At 63.0% G+C, this 12889-nt stretch carries 4 protein-coding genes; all 4 read right to left on the bottom strand.

What is annotated here, in order from left to right:
• Position 1 precedes the first annotated feature (1 nt).
• Positions 2-3637, bottom strand: a complete 3636-nt coding sequence (locus tag ABD705_RS02050) for a BREX-2 system ATPase PglY family protein (RefSeq protein WP_344779992.1) — start codon at positions 3635-3637, stop codon at positions 2-4.
• Positions 3634-7191: a BREX-2 system adenine-specific DNA-methyltransferase PglX gene (pglX, locus tag ABD705_RS02045; protein ID WP_344779990.1), complete on the bottom strand. Its 3558-nt coding sequence runs from the start codon at positions 7189-7191 to the stop codon at positions 3634-3636. The genes ABD705_RS02050 and pglX overlap by 4 nt, the downstream gene beginning before the upstream one ends.
• Positions 7188-11213, bottom strand: coding sequence for a protein kinase domain-containing protein (locus ABD705_RS02040; RefSeq protein ID WP_344779988.1), 4026 nt, complete (start codon positions 11211-11213; stop codon positions 7188-7190). The genes pglX and ABD705_RS02040 overlap by 4 nt, the downstream gene beginning before the upstream one ends.
• 189 nt (positions 11214-11402) lie before the next feature.
• The gene (locus ABD705_RS02035) at positions 11403-12863 is read right to left on the bottom strand and encodes a reverse transcriptase domain-containing protein (protein ID WP_344779986.1); all 1461 of its coding nucleotides are present in this window, start codon (positions 12861-12863) and stop codon (positions 11403-11405) included.
• Positions 12864-12889: the final 26 nt, after the last annotated feature.

The raw sequence follows: 12889 nt of genomic DNA, 5'->3' as shown, positions 1-12889 counted from the left end.
GTCAGCCGACCTGCCAGCGGATGGTCACGGTATCGCTGGTTTCAGCAGCACGCTCGATCTCGGCCCGTAACTCGTCGAGTGTTGGGCCCAATTCGGCCACGGTAGTTTCACGACGCCCGGATGCCGCGGCTGGCGTTTCGTCGATGACCCCGGTGTTCGATACGGCAGGGTCGCCGGGGCGAGCTTCCACCGGCGGCATGATCACTGGCTGTACGACAAGGTGCCGAGCCCGCGTTGCGATCTCGCGCAACCGTGGTTCCAGCATTGCTACGGATTCGTTGACAGCGGCTGCCTCGCGCATGGCCGCGAGCAATTCCTCAAAAGCAGGGTCCGCCCTCGTCGCGGCCGCGGCAACGATTCCCCAGTCGAGTCCTGCCAGTTGACGCGCGAGTTGATCAGCCGTGGTGAACGTACGGCCGAGCGGCACGGGATCTTCGGGCAGGTCAAAGGTGGCGAGCGTGTCGACAAGCTCCCTATCGGTGTGCGTGCGGGTGAGCGTTGTGATCAGCTGGTTCAGGCGACGCACGGTCGCGAGGCGCCCGGTCTCGGATTCTTCGAAGATGCCGAGTTCAGTCGCCCGCTTCTGAAGCTGTGCCAGCAGGTCGGCTACGCCATTCGAATCGATCTTCATGCGCACCGCGGCAGCAAACCTCACTACCGCTCGCGACGTGAGGTGCGTCTCGGGCGCGACACCAAATATCCCACCCGCATACTGCTGAGCCCGCGACCAGTCGTCGGCCTGTGGCAGGTTAGCCTTGCGCAGTCCCGCAGCTTCGGGCAAGCCCTGCATGCCCGGGTTCGCGACGCCGATTATTTCCCAATCGCCCAAAGCGATCCACGTGAGCAGTATTGCGTTCTGCATCGGAGCCGACATGCCCCAGGGAACGAGCTTGGCACGAAACGCACCAATCGTGAGGCCCTGACCGAGCTCACCCTCCCATCGCGCGAACTGGCTGTTCCAGCGAAAGTGGGCGGCGTCGACGACGAGCACGTTCTCATTGAGCATACCGAGGCCCAGGGGGGTGACGATCTCACGCGCCAGCTTCTGCTCGGGGGCGCTCAGCCCTTGTCGGCGCCCACCCGCTTCAATCGTGCCCGTGGCAAGGTCGACGGCCTCGCTCAGTCGACGCACAGATACTTCTTCGGTGCCGAGATCGGGGTGATCGGGGAACTCGTTCGCCCACGCCGTGTCGAGCGCGTGGTGCAGCCCGACGAGCAGTGTGCCCGTGGGGGGCGGGGAGATCATGAGACCCTCGGCGAGGTTCGAAAAGATCTGGTTAGCTGCGAGGTCGGCACCGACGTTAATCTCATCGGGCGCGTTCACGCCGTACGCCTGCCGAAGAGCAACAGTGAGTACGTCACGCAGTGTGCGGCGCTGCGACTCGAGCGTCTGTCGGGCAGGTCCCCGGTCGGCGAGTGCCAGGTGTGCGGCGTTGGCATCGAATCGGTTGCCGGTGAGCACATACTCCAACAACACGAGCCGGCCGAGGTCGTTCAGCCGCGCATCGGACAGGAAGTTCGGGATCCACGCGATGCTGTTAGACGATCGACCAGCGTCGCGCAGCTCGTATAGGCGGGCCACATCGTCCGCGGGCGAGTACGACCCACTGTCATAGGGAAAGTCGATAATGACGCGCCATTGGTCGTCGCTGTGCACCAGATCGCTGTCGAGCACGCTGTCTTTGTCGCGGACATTTCCGAATTTGACGGTGGCAGCCCGCTTCTGCCCGCGCCACACGTGGGTCAGCTGCTGGCCGACAAGGCTGGTGGATGCCGCGGGAAGGCCCAGTTCGTCATTGACGAGTCGCCGCACAAGTTCGCGGCGCGTCTCTTGGCTGTCTTCGTTGCCTACGCGCTCGAGGATGGAGTCGTAGTCAACGCCGCTGAGGGTGGCGCTGATGATGGGGTCAGGGCCGTCACCAACACTGATCTCGCCGAACTCGGTCGCCCATTGACGGACGATCCCCAGTACTTGGCCGGCCTCGTCTCCGACGATGAACGCACGGATCGTCCCCCAGTTCAGTGCGGCGAGCTTACCGGCCGTGAGGTTCGACAGCGATCGCGCCTCGGGTGCGAGGGCGGCGATGAGCACCGTCTTTGCGAGTCGGTCTTCGGTGACGAAAGGGTGTTCGCGGTCGAGCCCCGCAGCCTGGCTCTCGGTGAGCTGATGCTTACGCAACAAGTACGGCAGCATCTTCTGGCGGTAAAAGTCAGCGGAGATCGTGAAGTGCTTCTTCATCTCGTCGGTTAGCGGTGCAGAACCGCCCAGCACGATCGGCGCATACAGGTCGCCGACCGGAATGACATCATGCACCTGCAGGGTGTCGCGCCCAGCGCTAAGCAACTCCGCCATGAGCTTGAGCGCGGTGCGCTCACGCTGCATAAGGCTCGACAATGCGACCATCGTGTCGACGAGGGCGGGGCTGAACGGGTAGACGTCGGCGAAATCCTGCTCGTCGGAATTGGCGTCGTCGGCGAGCAGGTAGCCCCACGCGGCATTGTCTTGTTTAACCTCGGCGAGCGCAAGCTTCAGCATCTGCGCAGCCTCGTCATCGACCGGCTGCAGCAGGCGCTGCTTGACGATCTTGGGCAGGTCGGCGGCGTGCAGTGTGATCTTGTCGAATCGGTCTTCCCAGTATGAGAAAAGCTGGCCCTGAGCGGTGCGTTGCGCGCCCGTGACATGCGTTCCAAGAAAGTCGCGCAGGTCGCGCTGGCGCGCGAGGAACGAGGTGATCGGGATCGGCAGGTTGGCCGTGGCGTTCTCGGCAAGCTGCACGACCTTCTCGATCTCGCTCGTTACCCATGTCTCGTCGGCGAGGTGCTGGCCGAGCCACAGCACGATCTCATCGATAAGAAGCACGAGGCCCTGATAACCGAGGTCCTTCGCGTGCGCGGTGATGGCCTGCAGTCCGTCTGCCATGGCCAGCCATTCGCCCGCATGCACGGAAGAGGTGAAGTATGTGTCGACGAGATCGCGCACGAGACGGTCACGATCGGGATGCCCTGGTGCGGCGTCCGCAGCCGCACCGAAGGTCGCGGCATCCCACGCGCTGCTGAAGTCTCCCCACCCTGCGTCGCCGCCGCCGAGGCCGTCAAAGAACGCGTCATCACCAATGCGACCGCGCAGAGCACGGGCGTCGGTGAGAATACCGTCGCTGACGTGCAACACAGGGGCAGGAATGGTGGCATCCGGATGCCTCGCCTCGATCGTGCGCAGGTAGCCGCTGAACAGCGCGTCTTCGAATGAGGTCGCCCCGAGCAGGTTGTAATCGACGACGAGCAGCTTGCGCTCGAGCGTGTCTTGCCTGGTGGCGACGACGGAGCCGAGCCCCGGGATCTGCCGCGCTGCAACGTCGCCAGAGAGCAGCAGGTGCAGCACTGCCATATAGTGCGACTTGCCGGATCCGAATGAGCCGTCGAGAAACGCCCCGCGTGAGGACTGACGAGTGAGAGCTCCTGCGACCAGGTCGAGCCCTTCACCGATTGCATCGGCGATCGCATCGGTGACGACGTAGTCGTGAATGGTCTGCTCGCGCCGGGCGACGCCTTCGTCAAGCTTGATGACGAAGTCGGCGGCCTCGACCCGCCTGGGCAGGTGAATGAGCTCCCGCAGCGGTGAGGTCAGCGTGTAAGTCATGCCTTCTTCTTTCTTCCGCGGGCGGCGGGAGCCGGCCGCCAATCGCTGACAGTGTCGGCACCGACACCCAGGCGCGACAGCAGGCTACTCGTAGCGCCCGAGATAGCGGATGCCGGGCTGACACCGGAGCGCGTGTCGACCTCGCGATACCACTGGTCGAGCCAGGGCTGCAGCTCGAGGAGTACGCCGAGCAAGGGGATGATCTGCTCGTCGGGAGCGGCGGAACGCGCGAGATCACCCGCCAGGCGGGCGACTGCCTGGCCTCGCTCTGAATGATCCCATCCGGCCCAGCCGTATAGCGCAGTCATGTCATCGGGCACTACCGAACCAGGAAAGGACATGAACCGCTCCTTGGGAACATCGAGACTGTTTCGAGCCGTCCAATACGACGGCTTGAGGAAGTCTTCTTTCGCGTACCTGGGAGGTACCGGGACGTCTACGTGTTCACCCCGGTCCTCCTCGCGCTGCAGTTCCCATGTGCGCTGCCACACCCGGAACTTCTCGATACCGGTCGGCTTGTACCGCAGCGGCGCAAACCCTGGCACGGCTTGGCCTGCGAGCAGGCGGCCGACCTCAGTCACCAAGTCGTAGTCGGGCGAACCGGTGTGAATCGTGAGCAACTCGCGCACTCGTTCGTCGTGCCGTAGCGCGTCGGCGGTCTGTGCCGCGGAGCGCACGAGCGGACGGCCCGCACCGTCTTGCCACAGTTCCGGCGCCTCGAGACGGTCGAGCAGCTCCGTCGTGACGGCATCTGCGAGCAATTCGTCCCACGAGGCTCCGGCCCAGCGTCGCTTGTACTCGGGCTGTTCAAGGAGCCGCAGCGACGGGTTGGACTCCGTCGCATCGAGGCGTCGCTCGACGAGATCCGTGTACCAGTCGGGCCAAGACGCTGGGAGTTCAATTTGCGGAGTGCGCCTGTGCCGCTCAAACCACGCAGTCTTTGTGCGGCCCGCCACGACATTGCGAGCGAGTTGGATCTCGAAGGCGCGCTGAGTCGGCTCGATCAGGACGGGATCTGTGTCCTCTGGCGTAAGGAGATCGGCATCGCTGAGCCCGTAGGCGACGTACATGCGCCAGTCGAGTTCCTCCTGGAGGCCGACGAGGCGACGGCCCAACTCATCCCATTCAGCATGTGACTGGACCAGGGATGTGCCGCTTGCGAGGGCTGCCGCCGGCGCCACACGCGCTCGCGCCTGAGCGATCTCATCGATCCGGCGAGCGAGAGTGCGTGCCCGATCACTAGGTAGCGGGAACTCCTCGAGCTTCGCTGCAGTGTATTCGTATCGCCACTCCCACGGTTCTCCGCCCCCACCCTTCTCGTAGCTCACCTCCTTCAGCCAGAAGCAAGCGGTGGAGGAATTGAGCACGCCGAGCAGGTCGTAGTGGTCGTCCTCGGTCGCCCCCGCAGGAAGCTTGATGATTGGCGCCGAACGATTGAACACTTTTCCACCGCCGTCCAACACGAAGTGATTGTGGGTTGCCACAAACGCGAACGCGATGCCGAACGGCTCCGCAAAGCGCTTCGCGAAGAACATGCTGTGATCAAACCATCGAAGACCGCGCTGTTCGGGCGTGTGACCATAATCAACCCGTGCACGAAGCGGGGCCCTCAACGGCCACATCTCACGGATGAAGACCGCTCCCGGTGGAATGGGGAGTCCGTTGGAATCGTATGGAAACAAGGTTTCCCAGACAACCTCCAGCGCGAAGTCTCTCACCCCGTCGCCGAGGATAACGGGCACCTCCTCCGCAACGCCGCGACGAGCAGCGTAGCCCTTCGGCCGAAAGAAGGCGCTGTCCAGACCCGTATGCGTCGTCCGTCCGACGACCACGCCCAGTTCCGAGAGCCGACGCGGCGCAGCATCGATCTGTTCGAATACGACACCAGCTCCGCCGCCTGAGAGCGACCATGGAAACGCTGAAAATGTTTCTCTCGATGTGTCTACGACCGAGACGTAGATTCCGTTGTATCCAGCGTCATCCACGTGTTCGACTATTTCACGCCACACAAGACCCTGAGCAGGATCGGCGGGCTCCCCGGGCTCTCGGCGGACGCCGAGCACCGCGCGCACCAGATCGCTCTGGGGCCTGCGAGGTCGTCCGATGAGGATCACCGTCGGCGTCCCGTGCCCAGGAATAGGCACACCAGATGTGTCAATGATCCGAGTCAGATCGACGTAGTCCGGCGTCACGCCAGTGTATCCGCCGTGTAGGAACTCCGTAATGAGCCTGACTCCAAACTCACGCGTCATGAAAGAGTTCGAGGTGATTTGACCCACATAGCCGGCCGTCCCCGTGCCGCGCGCTGGCTTGGCCAATCGAAAGAGAAGTTCCATAAACGGGGCAGATAGCGCATACGCTCGAAAACAGGTCCGATATCGGTCGCGATAACCCTTATTTAGGGACTTGTCTTTTACTGTGATGTACGGCGGATTCGCCACCACCACGTGGTACTGCCCTGCCTTGAGAATGTCGACGTGCTCTTGCAAGTCTTCACTCCTGTAGGAGAAATACTCCTCATCGTCGCTCAAGTCCAGCTTCGCCTCGGGACTGCGGCCGCCGAGCAGTGAATCGCCGATCGCGAGGTGATACTTGAACGCCGGCGCCGCAAGGAGAGTCCGAATGCCGGCGGCCTGGATCGCCGCAACAGTGAGCCGAAAGCGGGCAATCGCGATAGCGAAGGGGTTGAGGTCGACGCCGTGAATCGCGTCGAGTGCACGCTGAGCGCGCTCACCCCTGTCGAGCCCCGGCGCCTGCGCGGCCCACTTCTGGTTGAGGCGCTCGAATGCTCCGAGAAGGAAGTGCCCTGACCCACACGCGGGGTCGATGAGCTTGAGCCCCGTCAACCCGAATTCGGCAACTGCTGGTTCCAGCGTCTGATCGAGGATGAACTGCTCGACGAACTCCGGAGTCTGTAACAGCGCGTACGTCTTCCTCGCGTAGTCGGAGAGTTCCTGGTAAAGGTCGCCGAGAAAGCGGGTATCAAGATGGGCGTCACTGAAGTCGTGCACCAAGTCACCTCTCGGCGTCGTGCGCCGGAAGAATGCCAGGAGCTCGTCGGCCGCGGACGCCGAAATCTCCGCATGCCACACCGCGGAGTGCCGCCGGTCGACAAGCGGACCGCCAGCTGGCAGATCCGCGAGTGCAACGAAGGCCTCCTGCAACCAGTCGCGTGAGGTGCGCAGCGGGTTCTCTCGGTTGAAAGCAGATTCATTCTCAGCCGCACGCTCGAGCCCATCGCCGGGCGCGGCGATCCACGGCTGCGCCCGCAGCCGCCCGTCCGGAGCGGTCGCACCCACAAGCAATCCGTTGTCTTCGCAGAATCGGATGAATACCGTCGCGATGATCCAGGCCACGCCTGCCTGCGCAACCTCGCCGTCACGCCACGCGATCCATGGCAGCCCGGTGCGTTCACGCGCCTGAGCCCGGGCGAACTCGTCGCGTAGGCGTGCACCCCATACCGTGCTCTCATCTTCGGCACGCGCCCGTAGGTCGGCCTCGAGGATCTTCAGCTGGCGCTTCAGGTCGCCGAGCAGGGTCTGGGACTCGATCACGGAGTGGAAGCCTTTCGCAGAAGGGTCGGATGAGTAGCAGGGAGGTCGGGCAGCCCAGCGTCGATCACGCCGGTGGGAAGACCGTCAAGGGCGAGATCGATCCACCCGTCGGCACCGAACGGCACGGGCACACCATCGAGGTCAGGAATTCCGCCAGAACGCGGTCGCGGCAGCAGGAACCACCGGGCGGCTACACGCGCTGTCGCCAGGTTCGTCACCTCGGCGATCAGATCGGTGAGACCCCATCTAGCCAGCACCGCGGCGTTCAAGAAGACCATGGGTTCTGGAGAAGCCAAGATCTCTCTCCACACCGGCGTCACCGCCAAGCGGGCTAGCTGTTGTAGGTTCCGGTGATCTTGGGTTGCGGCATCCTGTCCATCCGCCTTCAATACCACCGGCCATTGCACACGCCGCGCCACGGCCGTCTCGCGCAACGCCGCAAGGGCAACCTCAGCCAGATCAACCACCTGCAGGCCGTGACTTCGTGCGAGCGCAGCCGCGGCGGCCGGCAGCGGGCGCCGCCACGACACGACCAGGACGAGAGCGCCATTCTCGCGCAATGACGCTCGAAGACGAGCAGCGATCGCCGGGTCCCCGGCGGGTCTGCCCCACGTCGTCGACGAGTCAGTCATCGTGCCGGAGGCGGTGCCCGAACTGCGTATGCCGTACTTCTTGATGTCGGGGAGCCACTCCAGGTACGGCATCGCGGCCTGCACCGCAGCATCCAGTGCCGGGCGCGCCGGCACCTCCTGCACTTCAGGAAAGCGCGCTCGAACACGCTGCTCGATCGTCGAGATTGCCAGCTCACGTGTCACCGCTGATCGCAGAGCATGCTCAACGGCGCGCGCCGGAGTCAGTGCAACCCCATATGCCTCGCCCATCGACGAAATGCGACCTGTGCTCGACAGTCCGATCGCGATCTGGTTGATCCGCGCCTCCGACAATCGAACAGTCTCAGCGCGCCGGCCGCGCAGGGTCTCTCGCAGGCGTGGGGCTGAGATCACGTCATCAGTTCGCAGCAACTCATCCACGACTGTTGCTGCGTGCAGGAGTGACTCAAGATGGGTGTGTGCCTCATCGAAGCTCAGTCCCGAGTCGTCGCTAGGAGCGTACGCGACGACCAATCGCTTGTAGTCCTGAGTGCGCTGGAAAACGAAGCGCGGCTCACGGTAGCGAAAGTCGAATTCCAGGGTCTTGCCCACAACGTCAATTGCGATCTCGACACGCTCATGCTCAGCCGTCAGAGTTGAGCCATACTCACGCAGCATCTTGGCCGCGAGTTCGTGAAGGGTCGCGACGTTCTCGAACTCGCTCAGCCATCGGGCGATGTCTGCCGACACGGCTCCCAGCGTGCCCGCCTTGCGCAGACGCTTGAACTGCGCCTCGGGAGTCTCTTCGGGTCTGGGTGCGAGGGAATCACGGACGAGTTCGACTGCGCGACGGCCGCCTTCGGCTGCCACCCCAGTGTGCGTTGTGGTCTGAGTCAGCCGCTGTCGCCACTGGCGTACTCGCGCGCTGATCTCGCGACGCACCTGCTCACCGCTGCCGCGGATCTGGTTGATCGCCATCGGCGGCACGCCGAGCAGCTCGCCGACCGTTGTGACATTTACGCGCGCCACCGCGGAGAGCGCGCGGGCGCTTAAACCCGAATCTGCGAGCGCGGTGTCGAGTGTGGTCGCAGCAGCCTTCGCGTCGTTGGCTTCCACCGCCCCTTCGTCTGCAACAGCGGCCGGGAAGGCGTGTACCCAGGCTGCGCGCATCGACTCCAGCGTTGCGTGTCGTTGTTTCGCGTCCGGCGCGAGGGCCGTACGAAAGAAGGTCACCAGCCCGTCACTGACGCCGGAATCGAACATGCTCGCCTGAACGATCGGCGCATCGGCGGCACTAGCAGGAGCGTCACCCGACTCCCACCACACGGGATCGCCTGTGGCGAGCTCGAAGAGCGTTGCACTGGCGGCGAACCGTTCGGCCGCCGAATCGTATTGGCGGCGATCGCCCGTACCGAGATACGGGTCGAGGTACGGGCGCGAACCGGAACGAATATTCGCAAGCGGTTCTTCGGCGAGCGAGAAGTCGAAAAGTGTGAGGTGTGGCTTGCGCGAACCGGGATCTGGCTTCACAGCAAGGTTCGAAGGCTTGATATCGCGATGGAACACCCCGCGCTCAGCGAGGTGGGCAAGCGCGTCGAAGAGATCGCCGCCGTATCGTTCGAGTTGCTCGATCGTGGCGCGACCTTCGAGGCGTATGCGGTCGGCGAGCGTCTCGATTCCGGCATCCGTCATCAGCAGACCTTGGCGAGTGCCGACGGTCAGCGTGCCATCGAGTCGTTTGACGATGCGAGGGTGGTCAAGGCGGTCGAGAATGGATGCCTCGACCATCAGGCGAGCGGCAGCCGCGTCATCCTTTGCAAGCTTGAGAATGTCGCCGTGACGCTCAGTGTCGTAGTCGACGACCTCGAGTGCGACGCCGGTCGAACCGGAACCGCGGCGGCGCACAATCTCGAAGCGTTCCCCGACGATCTCACCGGTGCTCGCATCGAGAGGATCCGTCAGCGCTGGGACCGATTTCGGTGCCACGTCTGCCCGCGCCTGTTCGAACTGCGACTGGACACTCACGATATCGAGCAATCGGTGAATCTCTTCGAAGGCCGTTGCCGCGATGATGACGCCAGCGACCAAGTCAGAGACCTGCGGTGTGACGGCGCGCGGGTCGAGGCCCTTCGCTCCTGACGCGACCAGTGACTCGAAGGCGGCGAGGTTCACCGCAGGTGGCTGTCCTGTCAACATCGTGAACGCCACAGCGCCAACGCCATAGACGTCCAGCGTCTGTGAGGACGCGGGTGTTGCGCCGCGGAGCGTCTCTGGCGCGAGGTAGAGAAGCGCCCAGGTATCAACGACCCCCACCAAGTCCGTGATCCCGCGAGAGACGACCGTCGAGGAGTCGGTGCCGCTTTCGGTGCGGCGTGCCAGGTCCCAGTCACGGATCCGTATTCGGACAGGTTCGTTCGCTGACGCTTTCACCCGGACGCTCAGCGGCGAGAGGGCGCGATGTGTAAGCCGTTGGGTGTGCGCAAACCGGACCAGTTCGATGAGGTCTTGGACCAGCCGCTCGCGGGCATCGTACGTGAGATCGTCTGTGTGAGCGGCCAGATAATCGGCGAGGCTGAGCTCATCACGGTCATAGGCGAAGACGAGCGCCGAACCCTCTTCTGTAACGAAGAGCTCTTGCGGACCGACGATGCCCGGATGGCTGATCCCATCGGTCAGCCGGAACTCGCGCTGAGCGCGACGATCAATGTCGAGTCGGGTCGCGCGGTCCGCACCCTTCGGGTAGGGAAAGAGTCGGATGCGGCGCCTCGTCTCCGCTGCCGGGTGCGTGACGAGAAAGTCCTGCCAGCCTGGGCCCTCACCCAATACTTCGCTCGTGTCGAGTGCGTACTGTCCGATCATGCGCTGCTTCACGCGAGGCATCAGTCCCGCCGCGTTCATGAGCGCATCGATTGCCTTCGCGCGGGGAAGGTCGATCGGGTTCGTCTCGGGGGCCTTGAGAAAGTCGGAGAACCGCGTGTATGCCCCGAGTCCCTTGATGTGGAAGCCGTCGAGAGCCCAGACGTGTTCTGCTCCGAATTGGTCGAGCGAGACCGTCAAGTCTCGACCGTGGAGCACGATTGCTTCGCTGACGAACGGCACGGTGCGCGCGGGTGCTCCAGCCTTATAGGCGAGGTCCTTGAGCACGCTCGCGAGCCGCTTCGCCTTTGCGTTTGCAAGGATGCGGGGGTTAGCTTGCCTGCGACCGGCGTGGATCCACTCATGCTGGTTACCGCTGATCTGGCCGTTCCAGCCCTTGAGCTCAATGACAAATAGGCCCGCGCGCGTAAGGAGGAGGGCATCGACCTCGTTGAGCCGCCCTGCGTCGTCGGTGAACGTGACGTTCGCCCACGCCCGAGCAACCCCGTCGTCGGGGAGCATCTCATGCACCTTGGCGAGCGCTTCGGCCTCCTGCGCCTGTGCAGGATCGCCCATCACTCGCCACAGCGGCGAATCCGCCCTCATTTACGCCGCACCCCCCCTGGAATCGCATGCCGCTCCAAGGATATCGAGACGATCGGACGGTGGCGCGCACTGGCACCCAGCCGCACCAAATGCCGACCCTAATGAGATATCTGGTCGTCGCCAAGCCATCCCACGCAGCTCGAATGTAGGCAGTATCTCCTACTCTTCTCCATACAGGTACAGGGGTGGACGTCCAGATACAACTCCCAGACCATGCGTCATAACCGCAGTCTGTATGACGCGTGCGATCTTCCGGACACTAGGCACTCGGAGATCGATCAGGTCGCCGGTCCGTGATGATGTCGCAGTGAAACCGAGGAGCTGAGCTTTCTCGAGCCCATGCGGCAGTGGGGTGGCAAGCCCACCCGCCTTCAGAAGGTGGGCGCGCTTCCGAAGCCCCAGCCAGATGTGCGCCGCTATCCACTCGTCCAACTCGCGAAGCTGTGCCTCACCATTCACCAGTGGGAAGAACGACATAACCCCCTCAAACGACATCGGAGGAATTGCACCCCGCTGGAACCTGCGTACATCATTCTCAGTCAATGACCCATAGAGATACCGACGGAGCTGCCAGATAAGAGTCACGTAGTCCCTATCGACGCCCCCCAGACGACTGCCAGCCTGACTTCCATTGAGCGGTTCCTGGATCAGATTCGTATAGATCAGCTCCGCGATACGCTCTCTGATTCGGATCACCGAACGGTCCTTCATCCGCACTTGACGCATACCGATGCGGTGTCCGAGGTAGTCCACGTGCTTCGTCGAAGACATCTCGACGTGCACCGTCTCTTCCTTTGCGAGCACCCGAATCCCGAGGCTCTTCTCTGCGTTGATCGGAGAACCAATATGACTCGAAGCTTCATGCAAAATTGATGCAGCTTCGCTAACGCGTCCGTAATCGGGACTCCAGATGAGAGTGTCGTCGGCGTATCGAACGAATCCGACTCCAAGGCGCTCCAGCGAACGGTCAAGCTCAGACGCTGCGACATTGGCAAGAAAAAGACTGAGCGAGGTCCCTTGCGCCACGCCACGCAGCCGCCGTGCTTTTGGCAAATTCTTCTCCTCCGCTGTGAGGTACGGCTCGGGTGCCTCCAAGAAGCGTTCGATGACGTACTGCTCAAGAGGAGTTCTCGTAATCCCTATGGTGTCTAATGTTTCAAGCAGGAACTGATGCGAGACAGTATCGAAGAACTTGCTGAAGTCGTATTCAGCTACGAATAGGCGATGCTCCCGGCTAAACTCTGTCGCGACATAAGCTATCGCGTCATGTGGGCCCAAGTCGGGCCGATACGCGTAAGCGCGCGCACTCAGCCGAGGTAGATTCTTTCGCGTCAGTGACCGGAGCAGGCGGTTCGAGATGACCTCGTCCGCTATCTGAAACATGCTAACCACGCGGTACCCACCTGAGGGCTTCGATACGCGGAACCCTGCAGGAGGTCGTGGCGAGTAGCTGCGGTCTCTTAGCCCTCCCGTAATTGCGTGTGCAATCCGTTCATGATGGGAGCGTACGACGTATGGATTGAAACCTGAGTCGAGTGCCCACGCCTCAGGGCGGAGGAGCGGCAGCAGCTCTGGCCTCGCAGTGCTCCGCCGACGGCGCCTATTGTTCTCGTCATGCACCGACCTCGCTCGTTTCTCGTGCTCAC

The organism is Microbacterium kribbense (genome assembly GCF_039537285.1).
Classification (GTDB): domain Bacteria; phylum Actinomycetota; class Actinomycetes; order Actinomycetales; family Microbacteriaceae; genus Microbacterium; species Microbacterium kribbense.
Note: the sequence above shows the minus strand (reverse complement) of the source record. Positions and strands in the feature narration are given on the sequence as shown.

Excerpts from the sequence above, each read along its gene's own strand:
- ABD705_RS02040 (WP_344779988.1), bottom strand. The coding sequence starts at position 11,213 with ATGGGCGATCCTGCACAGGCGCAGGAGGCCGAAGCGCTCGCCAAGGTG.
- ABD705_RS02050 (WP_344779992.1), bottom strand. The coding sequence starts at position 3,637 with ATGACTTACACGCTGACCTCACCGCTGCGGGAGCTCATTCACCTGCCC.